15 protein-coding genes and 1 riboswitch are annotated in these 21,951 nt (G+C 28.7%); of the genes, 14 read left to right on the top strand and 1 reads right to left on the bottom strand.

All coding sequences use genetic code 11. The features are described from left to right. Positions 1 to 133: 133 nt before the first annotated feature. The 6 genes from I2A75_RS10495 (at position 134) to I2A75_RS10470 (ending at position 10,805) form a co-directional block, all read left to right on the top strand. On the top strand, positions 134 to 3,688 hold the full coding sequence (locus I2A75_RS10495) for a DNA polymerase III subunit alpha (RefSeq protein ID WP_195264418.1): 3,555 nt from the start codon (positions 134 to 136) through the stop codon (positions 3,686 to 3,688). Positions 3,689 to 4,070: 382 nt separating this feature from the next. Next, the gene (pfkA, locus tag I2A75_RS10490; RefSeq protein ID WP_195264417.1) at positions 4,071 to 5,030 is read left to right on the top strand and encodes a 6-phosphofructokinase; all 960 of its coding nucleotides are present in this window, start codon (positions 4,071 to 4,073) and stop codon (positions 5,028 to 5,030) included. A gap of 97 nt (positions 5,031 to 5,127) precedes the next feature. Beyond that, a complete protein-coding gene (gene pyk, locus I2A75_RS10485) occupies positions 5,128 to 6,546 on the top strand; it encodes a pyruvate kinase (protein ID WP_195264416.1) in 1,419 nt (472 codons plus the stop codon). Positions 6,547 to 6,998: 452 nt separating this feature from the next. Further along, on the top strand, positions 6,999 to 8,363 hold the full coding sequence (gene rlmD, locus I2A75_RS10480; protein ID WP_195264415.1) for a 23S rRNA (uracil(1939)-C(5))-methyltransferase RlmD: 1,365 nt from the start codon (positions 6,999 to 7,001) through the stop codon (positions 8,361 to 8,363). Between the two features lie 337 nt (positions 8,364 to 8,700). After that, positions 8,701 to 9,288: a PadR family transcriptional regulator gene (locus I2A75_RS10475; protein WP_195264414.1), complete on the top strand. Its 588-nt coding sequence runs from the start codon at positions 8,701 to 8,703 to the stop codon at positions 9,286 to 9,288. After that, positions 9,288 to 10,805 (top strand): DHA2 family efflux MFS transporter permease subunit, encoded by a 1,518-nt coding sequence (locus I2A75_RS10470; RefSeq protein WP_195264413.1) that lies wholly within the window; start codon positions 9,288 to 9,290, stop codon positions 10,803 to 10,805. The genes I2A75_RS10475 and I2A75_RS10470 overlap by 1 nt, the downstream gene beginning before the upstream one ends. A gap of 76 nt (positions 10,806 to 10,881) precedes the next feature. Here the strand turns inward: I2A75_RS10470 and I2A75_RS10465 are convergent, their stop codons facing one another. Further along, positions 10,882 to 11,091 carry a cold shock domain-containing protein gene (locus I2A75_RS10465; RefSeq protein WP_195264412.1) on the bottom strand — a complete coding sequence of 70 codons (210 nt, stop codon included), beginning with the start codon at positions 11,089 to 11,091 and terminating at the stop codon, positions 10,882 to 10,884. 532 nt (positions 11,092 to 11,623) lie between these two features. Between I2A75_RS10465 and I2A75_RS10460 the strand changes: the two genes are divergently transcribed. The 8 genes from I2A75_RS10460 to I2A75_RS10425 all read left to right on the top strand — a co-directional run bounded on the left by I2A75_RS10460 (position 11,624) and on the right by I2A75_RS10425 (position 21,943). Then, the gene (locus tag I2A75_RS10460) at positions 11,624 to 12,853 is read left to right on the top strand and encodes an MFS transporter (protein ID WP_195264411.1); all 1,230 of its coding nucleotides are present in this window, start codon (positions 11,624 to 11,626) and stop codon (positions 12,851 to 12,853) included. 382 nt (positions 12,854 to 13,235) lie between these two features. Further along, a riboswitch (Lysine riboswitch) is annotated at positions 13,236 to 13,419 on the top strand. A gap of 150 nt (positions 13,420 to 13,569) precedes the next feature. Beyond that, positions 13,570 to 14,394: a transporter substrate-binding domain-containing protein gene (locus I2A75_RS10455; protein ID WP_195264410.1), complete on the top strand. Its 825-nt coding sequence runs from the start codon at positions 13,570 to 13,572 to the stop codon at positions 14,392 to 14,394. 75 nt (positions 14,395 to 14,469) lie between these two features. After that, entirely contained in the window at positions 14,470 to 15,246 is a 777-nt protein-coding gene (locus I2A75_RS10450; RefSeq protein WP_195264409.1) for an amino acid ABC transporter permease, read from the top strand. Between the two features lie 13 nt (positions 15,247 to 15,259). Then, positions 15,260 to 16,000, top strand: coding sequence for an amino acid ABC transporter ATP-binding protein (locus tag I2A75_RS10445; RefSeq protein WP_195264408.1), 741 nt, complete (start codon positions 15,260 to 15,262; stop codon positions 15,998 to 16,000). A 218-nt stretch (positions 16,001 to 16,218) separates the two neighbouring features. Beyond that, positions 16,219 to 17,109 (top strand): SDR family oxidoreductase, encoded by an 891-nt coding sequence (locus I2A75_RS10440; RefSeq protein WP_195264407.1) that lies wholly within the window; start codon positions 16,219 to 16,221, stop codon positions 17,107 to 17,109. 135 nt (positions 17,110 to 17,244) lie between these two features. Then, on the top strand, positions 17,245 to 17,811 hold the full coding sequence (gene dhaS / locus I2A75_RS10435; RefSeq protein ID WP_195264406.1) for a dihydroxyacetone kinase transcriptional activator DhaS: 567 nt from the start codon (positions 17,245 to 17,247) through the stop codon (positions 17,809 to 17,811). Next, positions 17,795 to 20,815 (top strand): ATP-binding protein, encoded by a 3,021-nt coding sequence (locus I2A75_RS10430; RefSeq protein WP_195264405.1) that lies wholly within the window; start codon positions 17,795 to 17,797, stop codon positions 20,813 to 20,815. The genes dhaS and I2A75_RS10430 overlap by 17 nt, the downstream gene beginning before the upstream one ends. Positions 20,816 to 20,839: 24 nt before the next feature. Continuing rightward, positions 20,840 to 21,943 (top strand): response regulator, encoded by a 1,104-nt coding sequence (locus tag I2A75_RS10425; protein WP_195264404.1) that lies wholly within the window; start codon positions 20,840 to 20,842, stop codon positions 21,941 to 21,943. Positions 21,944 to 21,951 lie beyond the last annotated feature (8 nt).

The following is a 21,951-nucleotide window of genomic DNA, read 5'->3' as shown; positions in this document are numbered from 1 at the left end:
TGATTGATGATGCATGATTAAAGATATAATATATTGTATTTAGACTATATTAATTAAGGAAATTTCATTAGGACTTCTTCCTAAATTATGAATTATGCATTATCAATTATCAATTGAAAGGACGGTGTTTTAGTTGAGTAAAAAATTTACCCATCTACATCTCCATACTGAATATAGTTTGCTTGATGGTTCAGGAAAAATAAAAAAAATAATAAGTAGAGCTAAAGAGTTAGGAATGGAAAGTATAGCTATTACTGATCATGGTGTTATGTATGGTTGCGTGTCTTTCTATAAAGAAGCTATAGAACAAGGGATTAAACCTATACTTGGATGTGAGATATACGTAGCTGCAAAGTCTATGGATATTAAAATGAATGATAAGGAAAATAGTACCCATCACCTAGTATTATTGGTTAAAAATGAAGAAGGATATAAGAATCTTATGGAAATAGTATCTCAGGCATCTATAAGAGGATTTTATTATAAACCAAGAGTTGACCATGAGTTTTTAAGAAGTCATAGTAATGGACTTATTGCTTTAAGTGCTTGCTTAGGGGGAGAGGTTCAGTCATGGCATCTTAAGGATAATTATGAAAAAGCTAAAGAAGTGGCTCTTTTGTATAAAGATATTTTTAAAGATGGATTTTATCTAGAGATACAAAATCATGGAATGGATGAACAAAGAAAAGTTACAGAAGCAAACATTAAGTTATCGAAGGAAACAGGAATTCCTTTAATTGCTACTAATGATGTTCATTACATAAATCAAAGAGATTCTGAGTCACATGATGTACTTATGTGTATTCAGACAGGAAAGACTATTGATGATCCAAATAGAAGGAGATATCCGTCAGATCAATTTTACTTAAAATCTCCAGAACAAATGTGGGATATATTTTCTCATATACCAGAAGCTTTAGAGAATACAACAAAAATTGCAGAGGAATGCAATTTTGATTATGAGTTCCATGTATCAAAATTACCTAAATTTCCAGTCCCAGATGGTATAGAGCCATATGAATACTTAAAAAGTGTATGTTATTCTGGGCTAATAGAAAGATATGAGGTATTTAAGGAGTTTTTAAATAAACCACTAAATGTGGAAGAACTTGTGGATTATTATAAAACAAATGAAGAAGCTTGTGGATATATTGAAAGATTAGAATATGAGTTATCAGTAATAAAGCAAATGGGATATGTAGATTACTTTTTAATAACTTGGGATTTTATAAGATTTTCTAATGAAAATGGAATTCCAACTGGACCTGGGCGTGGATCAGCAGCAGGTTCAATAGTTGCTTATACTTTAGGTATAACAAAGATAGATCCAATAAAATATAGTTTGCTTTTCGAAAGATTTTTAAATCCTGAAAGAGTGAGCATGCCTGATATAGATTCAGATTTTTGTTATGAAAGAAGACAAGAGGTTATTGATTATGTTGTTGATAAGTATGGAGTAAATAACGTTTCGCAAATAATAACCTTTGGAACAATGGCGCCTAGAGCATGTATAAGGGATGTAGGAAGGGCTATGAATTATTCCTATGCAGAAGTAGATAGAATAGCAAAAATGATTCCTACTATGTTAGGCATTACTATTGATAAGGCATTAGAAATAAATCCTGAACTTAAAGCTGCATATAATAATGAGGAAAGAGTAAAGGCTTTAATAGATGTAAGTAAGGATTTAGAAGGATTACCTAGACACTCATCAACTCATGCTGCTGGTGTAGTTATAGCATCCAAACCATTAGTTGAATACGTACCGCTTCAAAAAAATGAAGACTCTATAGTAGCTCAGTTTGATATGACTACTTTAGAAGAACTTGGATTGCTAAAGATGGATTTCCTTGGGCTAAGAACATTAACAGTTATGAATGATGCTGTTAAAATGATTAAAGAAAATCAAGGAATTGATATAAATCTAGATAAGATTAATTTTGAAGATAAATCTGTATATAAAATGATTGGAGAAGGGAAAACAGCAGGTGTATTCCAATTAGAATCTCCAGGGATGACTTCCTTTATGAAGGAATTAAAACCAGATTGCTTAGAGGATATAATAGCAGGAATATCATTATATAGACCAGGTCCTATGGGAGAAATTCCAAGGTATGTAGAATGTAAACAAAACCCAGATAAAGTTGAATATGAGGTTCCAGAGCTAGAAGATATTTTAAATGTTACTTATGGAGTAATGGTTTATCAAGAGCAGGTAATGGAGATAGTTAGAAAGCTAGCTGGATACTCCATGGGAAGAAGTGACCTTGTAAGAAGAGCGATGTCTAAAAAGAAGCATAAGGTCATGGAGGAAGAAAGAAAAAACTTTATATATGGAGTTGTGGATGAAAATGGGAATATAGAAGTTCCTGGATGTAAAAGAAATGGTATATCAGAAGAATCTGCAAACAAAATATTTGATCAAATGATGGATTTTGCTTCTTATGCATTTAATAAGTCTCATGCAGCTGCATATGCTGTTATAGGATATCAAACTGCATATTTGATGAAATACTATCCTGTTGAAACTATAGCAGCAATGCTTAATTCAGTAATGGGAACAAGTGAAAAAGTAGCACATTACATAAGTTTTGCAGAAAGCTTAGGGATACAAGTATTACCGCCTGATATAAATGAAAGTTATTCTAAGTTTACAGTTAAAGGTGATAAAATTAGGTTTGGTTTGGCTGCAATAAAAAATGTAGGATATAATGTTGTGGAAACTATTGTTGAATCTAGAAATACTAAAGAGAAGTTTGAGTCTTTGATGGATTTTATAAATAAAATAGATTTATCATCTATAAATAAAAGGGCAATAGAAAGTCTTATAAAGGCTGGAGCTCTTGATTGTTTTGGTATATTTAGATCAAAGCTTTTAGCTGTATATGAAAAGCTAATGGATGGTGTATCTAGTGAAAGAAAAAGAAATATAGATGGACAAATTAGTCTATTTGGAATGGAAGAAGAAATTGAAGTGCCTGAAATAAATTATCCAAATATAAAAGAGTTTGCAAAGAAAAATCTTTTGGCTATGGAAAAGGAAATGACAGGATTATATTTATCAGGACATCCTTTAGATGAATATGCGGATAGCTTAAAAGTTCAAACTACTACTAATATAGATAAGGTATATAAATCTTATGAGATAATAAAAGAAACTTTTAATCAGACTGATTTACCAGAGGATATAATACATGATGAAGAAAGAGTTATACTTGGAGGTATAATTGCTGAATCAAATCAAAAAATAACAAGAAGTAATACTATGATGGCATTTTTAAAGCTTGAAGATTTAACAGGTATCATAGAAGTTATAGTATTCCCTAAAACTCTAGACAAGGTTAGGGATTCTATTAAAGAAGATAATCTAGTAGTAATAAAGGGAAGAATAAGCATAAAAGAAGATGAATTACCAAAACTTATATGCGAAACAGTAGAACCTTTAGAGAAAATTAATACTACAAAGGTATATATTAGATCAAATAATTTAGATGATGGAAGAAATTTAATGAAAGAATTAAGGTCAATGCCTTTAGAATATAAAGGTGATACTACCGTATATATCTTTACTGCTAATGATAGAAAAAATTATAGAATGCCAAAAGATATGTGGATAGATTTGGAGTCTGATGCAGTTAATTATTTTAAAGAAGTAGCTGGAGAAGAAAATGTCAAAGTAATAGAGTAATAATAAAGAGAAAAGAGTAAAATCTTTTCTCTTTATTATTAAATATATTTTTATATATAAACTTTAATAATTTATATATAAAAACAAAAAATTTATAATTAATAATTTAATAAAAAATTATAAATTAAGCTATAAATTATATTTAATTAGGTTATAATATAAGTAAGAAGGTATAAAAAAGTCGATAAAAATCATAATATTGTATTTATTTTAGTTGCATAAACTTTGTGTAGCAAGTAAAATAAATAAGGTGATAAAAATTAGTAAAAAAATTTAAATTAATACGGTGCAATAAATAAAAATTATTATAGTAAATAAAAAATGGATAATTCCACAGAAAGTGGGACAACCTTTGTCCCGGTGGTGTTAAGGAGGAAACAGCATGAAAAAAATAGCTATTTTAACTAGTGGTGGAGATGCTCCAGGAATGAACGCAGCAATAAGAGCCGTTGTAAGAACTGCTTTACATCATGGTATTGAAGTAATGGGCGTTCAAAGAGGATATAGTGGTTTAATTAATGGAGAATTATTTACTATGGATAGATCATCAGTATCAGATATTATCCATAGAGGAGGAACTATCCTAAGAACTGCTAGATGCCTTGAATTTAAAAAAGAAGAAGTAAGAGTTAAAGCTACTAAAATATTAAAAGCCTATGGAGTAGATGCTTTAGTAGTAATTGGTGGAGATGGATCATTTACAGGAGCTAAGCTTTTATCTAAGTTAGGTGTAAAAACTGTAGGATTACCAGGAACAATAGATAATGATTTAACTTATACTGATTTCACAATAGGATTTGATACTGCTTTAAATACAGTAATAAATGCTATAGATAAGATTAGAGATACATCAACTTCTCATGAAAGAGTGTCAATAGTGGAAGTAATGGGAAGAGATTGTGGTGATTTAGCTTTATATGCTGGTATAGCAGGTGGAGCAGAATATATAATAACTCCAGAAAAGGGATTCTCAAAAGAAGAACTTTGCAAAGTAATATTAGAAGGTAAACAAAAAGGTAAGATTCATAACTTAGTTTTACTAGCAGAAGGAGTAGGTGGAGCTCAAGAGTTAGCTAAATATGTTGAAGGTGTTACAGGTATTGAAACAAGAGCAACAGTTTTAGGTCATATTCAAAGAGGTGGAAGCCCAACAGCAACTGATAGAGTTTTAGCATCAAGAATGGGTTCTAGAGCAGTAGAAGTTCTTTTAGAAGGTAAAACATCAAGAGTTATAGGAATAAAAAACAATGAGATAATTGATCAAGATATAGATGAAGCCTTAGCACTAGATAGAAAGTTTGACGAAAAGTTATTTGAAATAGCAGATGAAATTTCATCTTAGAATTAATCTTTGATTTATTACTCAACATATAAATATATTAATAATATTTTACTAAGATAAAATAAACTATATACGTAAATTAAAGGAGTGTTATTACATGAGAAAAACTAAGATGATTTGTACTATTGGTCCAGCTAGTGAAAATCCAGAAGTATTATCAAAAATAATTGAAGCAGGAATGAATGCATCAAGACACAACTTCTCACATGGAGATCATGCAGAACATGCAGAAAGAATAAACTTAGTTAAGGATTTAGCTAAAAAACACAATAAAGAAATAGCAATAATGTTAGATACTAAAGGACCAGAAATAAGAACTGGAAAATTTGAACCAAAGAAAGTAGAATTAAAATCAGGTGATGATTTTGCAATATACGCAGGTGGAGATGTAGTTGGAGATACAACTCAATGTACAGTTACATACGAAGGATTAGCAAATGACGTTAAACCAGGTAATGTTATATTAATAGATGATGGTTTAGTTGGATTAGAAGTTCAATCTATTGAAGGAAATAAGATTAACTGTAAGGTTATGAATACAGGTTTTGTAGGAACTCATAAGGGAGTTAATGTTCCAGGAGTTTCAATCAAATTACCAGCATTAACTGAAAAAGATATAGCTGATTTAAAATTTGGTTGTGAAATTGGAGTTAACTTAGTTGCTGCATCATTCATAAGAAAAGCATCAGATGTAGAAGCTATAAGAAAGATATTAGTTGAAAATGGTGGAGAACATATTCAAATATTCTCAAAGATAGAAAACCAAGAAGGTGTAGACAATATAGATGCTATATTAGAAGCTTCTGACGGAATAATGGTTGCTAGAGGTGATCTAGGAGTAGAGATTCCTATGGAAAAATTACCAGCAGTTCAAAAGATGATAATAGAAAAATGTAATAATGCAGGTAAGCCAGTTATAACTGCTACACAAATGTTAGATTCTATGATAAGAAATCCAAGACCAACAAGAGCAGAAGTATCTGACGTTGCTAATGCTATATATGATGGAACAGATGCTATAATGTTATCAGGAGAATCAGCAAATGGAGATTGGCCAGTAGAAGCTGTTCAAACTATGGCTAAAATAGCAGTAGAAGCAGAAAGACAATTAAACTATGAGATAGCTACTTCAAGAGCTAAAAAGCACATACCAGCTATAGCAGGTGTTATATCAAGAGCTGCTGCAAATGCTGCATATGAATTAAAAGCTTCAGCTATAATAACATCAACTCAAAGTGGAGCAACTGCAGGAAGATTATCTCAATGTAGACCAGATTGTCCAATAGTTGCTGTAACTCCAGATGAAAAAGTAGCTAAGAAATTAGCATTATGTTTCGGAGTTTATCCAGTTGTTTCAGGACAAATGGAATCAACAGATCATATGATGGAAGAATCAGTTAAAGTTGCACAAACTAATGGATTTGTTAAGACAGGTGATACAGTTGTAATTGCTGCTGGAGTTCCTGTAGATAAGATAGGAGCTACTAACTTATTAAAAATAAGCGTAGTAGAATAGTAAAATAGAAGCCTTTTGGCTTCTATTTTTTTGCTTATAAATAAAAGATTTGAGATATATGAGAATGAATATCAATTAATACAATAAAAGTATTAAAATAGTTATAAATTAGATAAAATTTTGTGTAAATATTGTAGTAAATTAGATAATTAACAAAATGTTAATAATTATATTGATAATATTTAAGTTATAATGTATATTATGATATGAATAATGTAATACTATTAAATGGAATTAAATGGCAACTAATTCTGACTTAGGCATCTTGTGATGCCATTTTTTTTGATTAAAATAATTATATCATTTACTTAATATTATACATATAGTTTAGTATGAATTGCTTTGTTATTAAATTATATGTTTTTTGTGTTTTACATATTTTTATGCTATTATAAGATGAAACTTTAGGGATAGTTAAAATTTTATGTATAAGATTTTAAGAGGTGATTATTTTGATTGAAAAAAATAATGAATATATATTAGATATAGTGGGTGTAGGATATGAGGGTGAAGGAATAGCTAAAGTAGATGGATATCCTATATTTATAGAAGGTGCTATTTTAGGAGAAAAGGTCAAGACATTAATAGTTAAGGTTAAGAAAAATTATGCATATGGGAAATTACTAGAGGTTATTGAAAAATCTGAGCAAAGAGTTGAACCAAAGTGTAAAGTGTATAAAAGATGTGGTGGATGTACAGTTCAACATATGAGTTATAAAAAACAGTTAGACTATAAATTTGAAAGAGTAAAAGATTGTATGACAAAGATAGGTGGATTAGACAGCTCATTAGTAGAATATCCTATAGGCATGGAAGATCCAGAAAGATACAGAAATAAGGTTCAATTACCTGTAGGTATTGTAAATGGAGAACTAAGTGTTGGATTCTATGCACCAAGAAGTCATAATATAATTAACTTAGAAACTTGTTTAATCCAAGATAAGGTTGCTGATAAAGTTGCTAAACTTACGAGAGAATGGATGATAAAATATAATATATCAGCTGCTAGTATTGATGGAGTTTTTAATAAAAATGGATTAATAAGACATATAATGATACGTAAGGGATTTACTACTAAAGAAATTATGGTAGTTTTAGTATCAACTAAAAAGAATATTCCTCATATAAATGAATTTATAAATGAAGTTAAAAATAATATAGATGGTATAAAAAGTATAATTTTAAATGTAAATAGTGAAAATACAAATGTTATTTTAGGTCAAGAATGTATAACTTTATGGGGAGAAGATACTATAACTGATTATATAGAAAACTTTAAGTTCAATATTTCACCACTTTCATTCTTCCAAGTGAATCCTGTACAAACAGAAAAATTATATTCAAAGGCCTTAGAATATGCTGGATTGACAGGAGAAGAAACTGTTTTTGATGCTTATTGTGGAACAGGAACAATTACACTTTTCCTTTCACAGAAAGCAAAAAAAGTTTATGGAGTTGAAATTATTGAACCAGCTATTATTAATGCAAGAGAAAACTCTAGAATTAATAATATAGATAATGCAGAATTCTTTGTAGGAAAATCAGAAGAAATAATACCTGAATTAATAGAAAAGGGCATAGTGCCAGAAGTGATAGTTGTTGACCCTCCGAGAAAAGGGTGTGATATAAAGCTTTTAGATTCTATAGAGAAAGCAAAACCAAGAAGAATAGTTTATGTTTCTTGTGATCCAAGTACATTAGCTAGAGATTTAAAGATATTAGAAGAAAAAGGATATAGAACAGAGGTCGTTCAACCAGTTGATATGTTTCCTCATACTTCACATGTTGAATGTGTTGCGCTTATAGAGAAGAAATAGGTTAATATCAAATATTTTAAAAGGTTTTAACTAAATATTGAATTGTATTTTATGCTCCCCCAAACTAATGATTTGGGGGATTTTTATTATATCATTAAATATTTATCTAAAATGTCACTATTGACATATGGTTAAAGTTTATATAGTATATATAATATGCAATTTATATGTCACTGTTGACATATTATTTATACCTAAATAATTGAGATAACTAAAGTTAATATTATATATAACTAAAGATTTTATTATAATCTGCTATAGAAAAATATAGCGATATAAGTATTTTGATTTATATAATATAAGTATTTAATTATTTATGTACATAGGAGATGATATCATGAATAAATTGTCTTATGGACTTCTAAGCTTATTATCAACTGAGCCAATGAGCGGATATGATTTAACACAAAAACTAAATAAGTTTTGGCGTTCTACTCATAGTGCTATATATCCAATACTTTCAAAATTGGAGGAAGAAGGATATATACAGTTTACTCTAAAAAAGCAAAGTGGAAAGCCAGATAAAAAGATATATAATCTTACGCTTAAAGGTAATGAACTGTTACATGATTGGTTCATATCTGAAACTAATGAAGAAGTCACAAGAGATGAAATGACTTTAAAATTATATTGTATAAAGTTTATGAATGAAGAGGCAGTAGAAAAGCTTCTTAATGAGCTTGAGACAAAAGTTAATAAAAGAATCGAACAAAGTAAAGAATCCATAGAAAAAATCAAGCTCAAATCCAAAGAGAATCCTGAAGAGGGAAAATCATCATTATTTGGAGCTTATATTTTAACTCAAAGAAATTTAAATGTAGCTAAATTAAATCTTCAGTGGTGTGAATGGGTAAGGAATTTATATGAAAGCAAGGACCTCGATTTTTTAGAGGAAGACTTTAATTTAGATAGGATGATGAACTAATGAAAGAAAGAGATTCAAAAGAAAAATCTATTAATAAAGATATATATGGAAAAGAGTATAATAAAACATTACTTATAATAGCAATAATGATTGGATCATTTGTTACAATACTAAATCAGACATTATTGTCTACTGCATTACCTCAGATAATGAAATATTTTAAGATAAATGCAAGTACTGCACAGTGGTTGACAACTGCATTTATGCTTGTTAATGCTATAATGATACCTTTGACAGCATTGCTGCTAGAAAAAATATCAACTAGGAAGTTATTTATGTTTTCTATGGCTATGTTTGGTATAGGGACCGTTATATGTGCTATATCCCCCAACTTTACAATACTTCTTATTGGAAGAATAGTTCAAGCTGCTGGAGCAGGAATAATATCACCTTTGGCAAATACTGCTCTTCTTATGGTTTTTCCTCCTGAAAAAAGGGGTTCAGCAATGGGGATGTATGGTCTTGTTATATGTTTTGCCCCAGCTATAGGACCGACTTTATCTGGAATAATAATTGATATGTGGAATTGGCATTATTTATTTTATATTTTAATACCTTTAGTAGCATTAGATATAATTTTTACAGCTTTTTTTATGAAGGATGTTATACCATTAAAAAATCCTAAGATAGATTTTATTTCTATCCTTCTATCAACATTTGGATTTGGATTGGTACTTTATGGCTTTAGCAATGCAGGGAATAAAGGTTGGGGTGATATTACTGTTCTTACAACTATAATTGTAGGAATAATTATAAGTGCTTCATTTATATGGCGTCAGTTAGCTATGGAGCATCCGATGCTTGAAATGCGTGTTTTTAAATCAACTACATTTACCTTAACAACTGTAATAGGAAGTATTTTAAATATTGCATCAGTGGGAGCAAGTATTGTATTGCCGATTTTTCTGCAAAATATACTTGGAAAATCAGCTTTTACAAGTGGACTAACACTTTTACCAGGGGCACTCCTAATGGCGGTAACCATGCTTATATCTGGGCGTTTATTTGATAAGTATGGTGTAAAGAAATTAGCTATACCAGGCATTGTTTTACTTATTATTGCTTCTTTCCCATTTGCAAGGTTACATAGAGATACACATGTTATAATTATTGCTATGCTATATACAATTAGATGTATTGGAATCGCACTTGTTATAATGCCTATGCAAACAGCTGGAGTGAATGATTTATCAAATAAACTATTAGCACATGCTTCTGCTGTGGTTAATATGGCAAAACAAGTGGCAGGATCTCTTGGAACTGCAGTACTCATAACTATAATGTCTAATGTTACTACTTCTAATGCACCAGATAATGCCCTTGCGACAACAAATGTAGCATTATATAAATCAGAGATGCTTGATGCCTCACTGAAGGGTGCTAATACTACATTTATTTTTGTTATAGCTATTACAGTAATTTCTTTAATTATGTCATTATTTATAAAGAATAAAAAGAAGAGTAGAACACTTACTAAAAAGGGTAATATAGATCAGGAATTAACAGTAGAATTCTAAGTTAAAAAACAGTTTAATTAATTTAATGTATAAAAGTATACTTAAAAAGCATCTCTAACGAGATGCTTTTTATAAATCATAATTTTTGAACATTTACAGCCATGGGACCTTTTTCATTTTCTTTAATATCAAAGGTTACATTCTCGCCTTCATGTAAAGACTTTTCAGAACCTTTTTCTTTGATTTGAGAATGATGCACAAACACATCATCACCTTGATTGCATGATATAAAGCCATAACCTCTTTCGTAATCAAACCATTTAACTACTCCTGTTATTTCTGCCATGATTTTTTCCTCCTTACTTGAGCTATCATTAAATAGTATTTGTCAAAATTTATATTTTAACACTTTGATAAATAAGGAATTTAAATATAGTATAGCTCGATTTGTAAGTATTGTCGTTGCATTTAAGTAAGGTTATGATAAACTTTTTTAATTATCTAGTAAATAGTTGATTTTATATAGATATTTTATTGACACAACTTTATTTTGAATATATAATTAAGCCAATCTAAAATATGAGGTGATTATATAAAATGTTAATTTAGTCTTATTCAATAAGTTAAAATCAATACAAATAAAATGGTGAGCATCTTCTGAATAAAAGGTGTGAGTTTTAGTGTTGTATAAAACTGCTAATTTAGTTTGGATGGGATTAAAAAGCATTATATTACCTTATATAAAGTACAGATTATACTTATAAGCTTGTATAACAATACTGTATTTAATATGATATTATGTGGTAATGGTATGCCCCTCCAAATTGATAGTTTGGAAGGGCTTTTTGTTTTAATTTAAACATGAAGAGGTGATAAATATGACGATTACAAGTATACAAAATGATTGGAAGAAAAATTCAATACTTTTTCTAACAAGCCAAACTATATCTTTATTTGGTTCAATGCTTGTTCAATACGCTATTACTTGGTATATTACTTTAACAACACAATCAGGAGCTATGATGACAATATCTATTATATGCGGATTTTTACCTTCCTTTTTTATTTCTCCATTTGCAGGAGTATGGGCTGATAGATACAATCGAAAAATGTTAATAGTTATATCAGATTCTTTGATAGCAATATCTACATTAATTTTAGCTATAATATTTCTTCTAGGTTATGATTCTCCTTGGATGTTATTTTTAGTTTTAGCTATAAGATCATTAGGAACAGGAGTTCAAACACCGGCAGTTGGCTCCTTTATACCACAAATTGTACCAGAAAATAAGCTTAGTAAAATAAATGGAATAAATAGTAGTATACAATCATTAACAATGCTAATATGTCCTATGCTTAGTGGAGCATTATTGAGTATAGCTACAATTGAAACAATATTCTTTATAGATGTTATAACTGCAATGATAGCTGTTTTTACATTGTTAATTTTCCTTAAGGTGAAAGCTCATTCTAAAGCTTTGGAAGCGCAGCATAATAGCTATTTTGATGATATGAAAGAAGGTGTTAAATACATTAAGAACCACAGCTATGTAAAAAAGTTCTTCTTATTTTGTACTATTTTCTTTATTTTAGCAGCACCAATTTCTTTTTTAACGCCATTACAAGTAACTCGTAGTTTTGGAAATGATATTTGGAGACTAACAGCTATAGAAATTACATTCTCAGTAGGAATGATGGTTGGTGGTATAATTATGGCATCTTGGGGAGGATTCAAGAATAGAGTATATACTATGATTTTATCCACTGGTATTATAGGACTTGGTACATTTCTTTTAGGTGTTATTCCAATATTTTGGCTATATTTAGCTATTATGGCTATTGTGGGAGTGGCTATGCCTATTTTTAATACGCCATCAACAGTTTTATTACAAGAAAAGGTAGAACCAGATTTTCAAGGAAGAGTTTTTGGAGTACTTGGAATGATTTCAAGTATTATGATGCCAGCTGGTATGATGATATTTGGGCCTCTAGCAGATGTTATAAAAATAGAATGGTTACTTATAATCACAGGAATATTCTTGTTTGTTCAAAGTGTTTTTATGTTTAAAGATAATGTGTTAATAGAAGCCGGAGAAAGATTAAATTAAACAATTTAATTAGATAACAATAATATATTTATAAGAAAGTTAAGTTGTTTAAAAGTAAAAAATGCTCTATAGAATAGACTGTAGAAAAGTCTGTTCTGTAGAGTATTATTTTTTATCAAAATAATAGTAGGCTTAATAGTAGGCTTTGGCGAGAGCACCTGTTAAAGTGTAGTGGGATTTTATGCCTCATTAAAAAAATTATTATTTTGCATAAAAATCAGAGGAAACTGTAGAATTATAACTAGTCCTCTGGAGATAGAGATTTTGTATCGTGTCATTTATAGTAATTTTTATAATATTTAGAAAAATTGCGAAGTATATATTGACAGCTAAAACAAAAAGGTATAGACTATATATAATTTAATAAATGCCTCACTTTTATATGTGAGGTAGAGGCGCAAAATTTAACAGTCTTTAGTGGAGCTTGAGAATGCTATGAAACTATGGAGAAGGAAATTTTGCCGAAGCTTGTAATATTTCTCGATATTGCTTGCTGGGTCTGCAGTTAAGAACTGCAGGACTGTCTTAATAAACGTCCCGGTTTATTAAGTTGTGCTATCTCAAATGGGAAAGATGAGGATTAGGTTATCTGTAAGATTAAACCTGAGCTTTGCTCAGTTATTTTTTTATAGAATCTTATCTGAATATTTAAGATAGCACCAACCCAAGAATTTAGGGTTGGTTTTTTTATTATAAAAAAAAGGAGAGGATTTACTATGAAGAAAAAACTATCATTATTAATTTCACTATCATTAGTAGCAATGCTAATACTAACAGGTTGTGGCTCAGGAAAGTCAGAAAAAAATGAAAATGTATTTAGGGTAGGTATGGAAGCGGGATATCCACCATTTAACTGGACACAAATGGATGATTCAAATGGAGCAGTGAAAATAGAAGGAAGTTCAGAGTATGCAGGTGGATATGATGTTGAAATTGCAAAGAAAATAGCAGAAGGATTAGGTAAAGAGTTAGTAATTGTTAAAACTGAATGGGACGGGCTAGTACCTGCATTAACTTCAGGGAAAATAGATGCAATAATAGCAGGTATGTCTCCTACAGCAGAACGTAGAGAAACTATTGATTTTTCAAATAATTATTATCAATCACAATTAGTTCTAGTTGTTAAGAATGATGGGCAGTATGAAAATGCTAAAACTTTAGCAGATTTTAATGGAGCAAAGGTTACAGCTCAATTAAATACATTCCATTATTCAGTAATAGATCAAATTGAAGGTGTAAAAAAACAAGAAGCTATGGATAATTTTCCAGCTATGAGAGTGGCTCTTGAATCAGGTGTTATTGATGCATATGTATCTGAAAAGCCAGAGGCTGTAAGTGCTCAATCAGCAAATGGAAACTTTAAAATGATTGAACTTCAAGATGGTTTTGTCACTAATCCAGAGGATACACAAACAGCAGTAGGTATCAAAAAGAATAGTGATTTAACAGAAAAAGTAAATGAAATTTTATCAGGAATATCAGAAGAAGAGCAAGTAAATATAATGGGGGATGCTGTTAAAAATCAACCAGCAGCTCAATAAATTTTATAGAATGGGTTATTATATTTTATAACCCATCCTAAACTTATAACTTGCTTTTATTTTAGGAGGATTGAAATGAGTATTGAATGGATAATAAAAATACTTCAAGATAATTTACCAATGTTCTTACGAGGGGCAGGTATGACACTTTTAATTTCTATAATAGGAACCTTAATAGGAACTTTAATAGGTCTACTTGTTGGTGTTATAAGAACAATTCTTATTCCAGAGAGAGGTATAAAAAAAGTATTTCTTAAAATCATAAATATAATTCTTTCTATTTATATAGAATTCTTTAGAGGAACGCCTATGATTGTACAAGCTATGGTAATTTATTATGGGTCTGCACAATTTTTAGGAATAGATATAAATAAAATAGTAGCAGCATTATTTATAGTATCTATTAATACAGGTGCATATATGTCAGAAATAGTAAGAGGTGGTATAGTATCAATAGATAAGGGACAATTTGAAGCAGCTCAAGCTATTGGAATGACTCATTCTCAAACGATGATTAATGTAGTATTACCACAAGTAATTCGTAATATTTTACCAGCAACAGGAAATGAATTTGTAATTAATATAAAAGATACATCAGTTCTTAATGTAATTTCTGTTTCTGAGTTATTTTTCCAAACTAAATCAATTGCGGGAAATAATTTTAGATATTTTGAATCTTTCTTTGTTGCATGTTTTATTTATTTCATAATGACTTATACAGTAACTAGAATATTAAGAGCAATAGAAAGAAAGTTAGATGGACCAGATAATTACATTATGGCAGGAAATCAAATGCAAGTAGAAAGACCTGAAGATATGTTACGTAAATCAAAAGGTAATGTAGTGGGATAATGGAGGAGACGTTATGGATAAAGTAATTGATATAAAACATTTGAATAAATCTTTTGGATCTCATGAAGTATTAAAGGATATTAATTTTTCAGTAGATAAGGGCGAAGTTGTTTGCTTAATAGGGTCTTCTGGATCAGGAAAGTCAACATTGTTGCGTTGCATAAACCTTTTAGAAAAACCAACTGCGGGTGAAATAATATATAATGGAGAAAATATTTTAGACGATAATCATAATATATATAAATATAGAACTAAATTAGGAATGGTTTTTCAGCAGTTTAACTTATTTAACAATCATAATGTATTGAGTAACTGTGTAGTTGGACAAATGAAGGTATTAAATAGATCAAGGGAAGAAGCTGAAAAAGTTGCTATGAAATATTTAGAGGTTGTTGGTATGCAGAATTATGTAAATGCTAAACCGAAGCAATTATCTGGAGGACAAAAGCAACGTGTTGCAATTGCAAGAGCATTATCAATGGAACCAGATGTTATTCTTTTCGATGAGCCAACATCAGCTCTTGATCCAGAAATGGTAGGAGAAGTTCTTAAGGTTATGAAAGAACTTGCTGAAACAGGTCTTACAATGTTAGTCGTAACACATGAAATGGGATTTGCTAAAGAAGTAGCTGATCGTGTAGTATTTATGAATAATGGTATTATAGAAGAAGAAGGAACTCCAGAACAAATATTTAATAATCCAACAAAAGAACGTACACGTGAATTTTTAAAACGTACTTTAGGAAATATATAAAAAGTACTACTATCAAGTTTTGATAGTAGTATTTTTTTTATTATAAAAGATTACTAGTAAAGCGGAAATAATAAAAGTTTACTATAAATTATTAAATAATTTAATAAACAAATTCAAGATATAAGTAACATATAATAATAATGAAAGATTTATGAATGTAACAATATTTTAAGGATATCATAGTATAAATACTGTGATAAATAGATCTGGAGGATTACATGAATTCATTTTATAGAGGCAAAATGCGAAGTGATAGTGAGGTTAAAAGTTTTCCACCACAACATCAAGATGTTCAACCAGGAATAGAATCAATAATGAATCCAAGACCTATATTTGATGATCCTAATTATATAGGTAGTGGAAAATTAAAGGATAAGGTTGCGATAATAACTGGTGGGGATAGCGGAATTGGAAGAGCTACTGCAGTTGCATTTGCAAAAGAAGGAGCAAAAGTAGCAATAGTATATTTGTATGAAGAGGAAGATGCAGATGAAACTAAAAGATATATAGAAAAATATGGTAGTGAATGCTTAAATTTAGAAGGGGATATTAGTGAAGAAGACTTTTGCAAGGAAGTTGTGGAAAGAACAATTGAAAGATTTAGTAAGATAGATATATTAGTAAATAATGCTGGAGTTCAATTTCCTCAAAAGAGTATAGAGGATATAACAGCTGAGCAGTTAGAGTTAACTTTCAGAGTCAATATTTTTTCTATGTTTTATTTAACTAAAGCAGCATTACCTTATTTAAAAAAGGGAAGCTCTATTATAAATACTACATCAGTTACAGCATATCAAGGACATAAAGAACTTATAGATTATTCATCCACTAAAGGAGCAATAACAACATTTACTCGTTCATTATCTCAATCTCTAGTAGACAAAGGTATAAGAGTTAATGGGGTAGCGCCGGGACCAATTTGGACTCCATTAATAGTATCTAGTTTTTCAGCAGAAGAAGTATCTACTTTTGGATTGGACACCCCTATGAAAAGAGCTGGCCAGCCTTATGAATTAGCACCAGCTTATGTATATTTGGCATCTGATGATTCAAGTTATGTAACTGGACAAGTTATTCATGTAAATGGAGGGACAATGGTAGAAAGTTAAATAGTCACTTTTATAATAAAGTTGATGTGGTATATAAGTGATGCTATAATTTATGGTATATCATGTTAAAAGGCTTCGAATTATATCGAAGCTTTTTTAATACAAATAAAGATGCATTTAGGGGGAAATAAAAAAGTGTCGAGTTCTTTACAAACTAAAAAATCACTGGCAAAGTCTTTAAAAAAATTAATGAAAGTAAATCCATTACATAAGATATCAGTAAAGGATATAGTTAAAGATTGCAATGTAAATAGACAAACCTTCTATTATCATTTTCATGATATATATGAACTTGTAGAGTGGATATATAAAACTGAAGCTATTGAAAGTATAGAAGAGTATAAAAGTTATAGTACATGGATCGATGGGTTTTATAAAATATTTTTATATATAGAAGATAATAAGGAATTTTGCTATAACACATTAAATTCATTAAGTAGAACTCACTTAGATATGTATCTTTTTTCAGTAATAAATGATTTACTTATGGGGGTTATTAATGAAGTATCTAGTGATATGAGCGTAAAATCAAAAGATAAGAAATTCATGGCAGATTTTTATACACATGCATTTGCAGGGTTGGTAATACAGTGGATGAAAGATGGGATGATGGAAGAGCCTAAAATATTAATAGAAAAATTGAAAGAATTACTTGAGGGTAGCTTTATGAGGGCATTAAAAAGATATGAAGAAATGGGTTAATAACTTTTATATAGTTGTATTTTGCTTTTTAATATTTGGATTTACTTATTATTCTATAATAAGTTTTACAAATAAAAACAATTTAAAAATAGAAAATGGCTATTTAAATTTATCAGATGTTAATTTAGATGAAGGACCATTTTGCATAGAAGGAGAGTGGGAATTTTATTTTAATAAGCTTCTTTATACTGAAGATTTCATTGATAATATTGAAAGTTTTCCAAAACAATACATACGACTTCCTAGCAATTGGGCAAAATATAAGGATGCAAATAATGAGAGTTTACCTTCTGAGGGAAAAGCTACATATAGAATTAAAATAAAGGTTAATGAAGAACAAGAGGACATTGGAATTAAGCTTAATAATATTTGGGGTAAAAGCAAAATTATAATAAAATCAAAAAATAATTTTTTAGAAGAGAATGAATTTAGCAATAGTATTGTAAGAATGAAGTTATTTAATGTAGATGACACAGAATTTGAAGTACTCATACAATTAGAAAATTCTAATTCTTTAAAAAGTGGTATACTTAAATCTATTTATATAGGTAGTGAAAAGAGTATTACTAATTTTAGAGATAAATATTTAATAATAGACATTAGCTGTGTAATTAGTTTCCTAATGTTAGCGTTTTATTTTTTTAATAGAGCATGTCAAAAGAATGAATTAATTTTAAATTTATCATTAGGAGTATATAGTATTAGTGCTGCATTATTTTTATCTATGAGTGATGAGATATTAATAACTAAAATATTTAGCAATTTGTCTATGGAAAGTATATCAAACCTAACTATGATTTTAGGAACTATATCTGCAAGTTCCTTAATTGTATATATAAATGAATATTATAAAATAGGATTATCAAAGAAGATAATAAAGAAATTCATTTTTGTTTATATTATAGCTTTAATAATTATTTTTTCTTTAAATATATTTAAAAAATTAGACTTTGGTAAGATGCATGCCTCAGTAGGGATAATTATTATATTATTTGCTACTGGTATCATAATTAAAAGTATAATAAATAAGATTGAAGGTACAAGATTTAATATATTAGCTCTTATAAGTATGCTTTTAATGATATTAGTAGGTATATACAATACCTTTAACTCAAAACAAATAAATTTTTTATTTCCGTTTTACGTGATTATATTTACTATAAGTCAAGCAATGTTATTATCAAATAATTACTTTAACTCAGTAAAAGAAATAGAGAAGCTATCAAATGAATTAAAAATATTAGATAAAAGAAAAGACGATTTTTTAGAAAGAATTTCTTATGAATTAATGCTTCCTTTAAAAGGTATATTAAATATATCTAATGCTCTTATAGATGGAGTTGCAGGAACATTGACAAATGAGCAAGAAGAAAACATAGAAATGATATCTGCTACATCAAATAGATTAAGCATATTAATAGAGGATATTTTAGATTATTATAAGTTTACTAATGGATATATAAAAAATAAAAGAGAAATTGTTAATGTTAAAAGTATTCTTTTTTTAGTTATAAATATTATAGAGTATTCTTTTAAGGATAAACCTATAATTATAAAAAATTCAATGTGTCCTGAAACTATAACAGTGAGTGGAGATGAAAATAGGCTTAAACAGGTATTTTATAATTTAATAGATATATTATTAATATTTACAGATAGAGGATGCTTAACTATAGAGTTGAAGAGTATAGACAATAAAGCAATAATATCTATAAAGAATAAAGAGCTATATATTGAGGATGGAGAAGCTATAATTAATAGTATGAAAAATATAAATTGGAGCAATAGGATATATACTGATAAAAAAAGATCTGATATAGGACTATGGGTATCCAGTACAATAATAGCTCTTCATGGGGGAGAAATAAAATTTAGTTCTACAAGGAAATTAGGAACAGAATTTTTAATCGTTTTACCAGTTATTAATAATATCGATAAAAATAAAGAGGATTCGAATATTTATTTAGAAGAGAGTGCAAGATCGCAAAAGGAAAATATAAATGTTAATAAAGGTAATAGCCATTCAATCTTACTTTTAGAAGCTAATGAAATAAATAATAAAGTTATTAATAATTCTTTGAAAAAAGAGGGGTATATTGTAAATAATATAGAATCATCTGAGAAATTGCTTGATTTAATGGACAAGGGAATTAAGAATGATTTGCTAATAATTAATGCATTCCTACCAAATACATCAGGATATAATTTATTAAGAAAAATAAGAAGTAAATATGATTCCATAAGTTTACCTATACTTATGATAGTAGATAAAGCATATCCAGAAAATATATCATTAGCTCTTTATTTAGAGGCAACAGATGTACTTGTTGAACCATATGATATAAGCGAACTTAGAGCAAGAGTTCATACATTAATACAGTTAAAAGACTCTGTATCTGCCTTAGTAGATTCAGAAATGGCATTTTTAAAAGCTCAAATAAAGCCTCATTTTATATTTAATGCATTAAGTGTTATATCATCATTAATAACAAGAAATCCAATTAAAGCTAAAGAGTTACTTTTAGATTTTAGTGATTATTTAAGAAATAGCTTCGATTTTAGCACAGGTGATAACTTAGTTGCTTTATCAAAAGAAATAGAACTTACAAAGGCCTATGTAGCAATAGAAAAGGAAAGATTTAAAAGTAGGTTAAAGATAAATTTTGATATAGAAGAAGATATAAAAATAAAAATCCCTTCATTAATAATACAACCAATTGTTGAAAATGCTATAAGGCATGGAGTCTTAAACAAACTAGAGGGTGGAAATATAAATATAATAATATATAAGGAATCAAAGACTTTGATTATCAATATAAAAGATGATGGAATAGGGATGCAGGAAGAAAAGGTAAGGAAAATCATGGACGGGCAAGATGATAAGGCTGGAGTTGGAATAAAAAATATTAACAGTAGATTAATTAGAACATATGGAGAGGGACTAGAAATAAAAAGTATCATAGGGCATGGAACAGAAGTAATAATGAAAATTCCAATAGGTTGATAAAAGGTTTAGTAGAGGTGGAATATGATAAGAGCAATAATAATCGATGATGAAGAAAATACTATAGAAGAAGTTAAAGAAATTATTGAGAATTTTAAAAGTATAAAAGTAATATTTACTGAGAATAATCCATTTGAAGCATTAGAAACAATTAAAAATAATGATATACAAGTAGCTTTTGTAGATATAGACATGCCTGGTATGAATGGAATAACATTAGCAGAAAAAATAAGTAGTATAAGACCTAATATGGAAATAGTTTTTATAACAGCATACAATCAATATGCATTAGAAGCCTTTGAAGTCAGTGCGATAGACTATATATTAAAACCAGTAAGAAAAGAGCGTTTAGAAAAATCAATAAATAAGATTCTTAAGATAGTAAATGAGCATCAAGTAGAAGAAGATAGTATGATAAAAATAAGAACATTTAATAAGTTTGAAGTAACAATTAATAATATTCCCATAAAGTGGAGGACTTTAAAAGATAAGGAATTATTCGCATACTTAGTTGAGAGCATAAATAGACCTATACATAAAGAAAGAATAATAGAAGATTTGTGGCAAGATATAGATATAAAAAATGCTTTAATATATTTGCAAAGTTCAATTTATAGAATAAGGAAAATATTAAGTAATGCAGGTTACATAGATTGTATAAAATATGCAAATAACTGTTATACAATGAATAAGATTAAATTAGACTGTGATATTTGGTTATATAAAGATTATACAGATATTAATTATGAAATATGTGCTTTTAATATAAACATATATGAGAGTATATGCGATTTATATAAAGGAGATTATTTAGAAGAAGAGGGATATATATGGTCTATAAATGCATCTGAAAATATTAAGAAAAAATATTTAGAATTGCTTAGAAGACTAGGAGAATATTATATTAATATTGAAAATTATGATAAAGCCATTGAGTATTTGGAGAAAATAATAGATATTGATCCTAACTTTGAAGTAGGTGTTAAGCTTTTATTTAAAGCATATTATGACAAAAATGATATATATAATTTAAATAAACAGTTTTTAAAAGCATATAAAATATCTAAAGAGAAATATGGATTAAATTTAAATGAAAGTTTAGTAACTTATTATAATAAACTTAAGTAAAAGCTCTA

The organism is Clostridium sp. 1001275B_160808_H3 (assembly GCF_015550425.1).
Lineage (GTDB): Bacteria > Bacillota > Clostridia > Clostridiales > Clostridiaceae > Clostridium.
This window is presented reverse-complemented; position numbering and strand designations above follow the sequence as displayed.

Bases quoted from the DNA above. Each gene is read 5' to 3' on its own strand.
- I2A75_RS10460 (WP_195264411.1), top strand. From the start codon at position 11,624: ATGACGATTACAAGTATACAAAATGATTGGAAGAAAAATTCAATACTT.
- I2A75_RS10475 (WP_195264414.1), top strand. From the start codon at position 8,701: ATGAATAAATTGTCTTATGGACTTCTAAGCTTATTATCAACTGAGCCA.
- I2A75_RS10465 (WP_195264412.1), bottom strand. From the start codon at position 11,091: ATGGCAGAAATAACAGGAGTAGTTAAATGGTTTGATTACGAAAGAGGT.
- I2A75_RS10440 (WP_195264407.1), top strand. From the start codon at position 16,219: ATGAATTCATTTTATAGAGGCAAAATGCGAAGTGATAGTGAGGTTAAA.
- pyk (WP_195264416.1), top strand. From the start codon at position 5,128: ATGAGAAAAACTAAGATGATTTGTACTATTGGTCCAGCTAGTGAAAAT.
- I2A75_RS10425 (WP_195264404.1), top strand. From the start codon at position 20,840: ATGATAAGAGCAATAATAATCGATGATGAAGAAAATACTATAGAAGAA.
- I2A75_RS10445 (WP_195264408.1), top strand. From the start codon at position 15,260: ATGGATAAAGTAATTGATATAAAACATTTGAATAAATCTTTTGGATCT.
- I2A75_RS10455 (WP_195264410.1), top strand. From the start codon at position 13,570: ATGAAGAAAAAACTATCATTATTAATTTCACTATCATTAGTAGCAATG.
- pfkA (WP_195264417.1), top strand. From the start codon at position 4,071: ATGAAAAAAATAGCTATTTTAACTAGTGGTGGAGATGCTCCAGGAATG.
- I2A75_RS10430 (WP_195264405.1), top strand. From the start codon at position 17,795: ATGAAGAAATGGGTTAATAACTTTTATATAGTTGTATTTTGCTTTTTA.
- I2A75_RS10470 (WP_195264413.1), top strand. From the start codon at position 9,288: ATGAAAGAAAGAGATTCAAAAGAAAAATCTATTAATAAAGATATATAT.
- I2A75_RS10450 (WP_195264409.1), top strand. From the start codon at position 14,470: ATGAGTATTGAATGGATAATAAAAATACTTCAAGATAATTTACCAATG.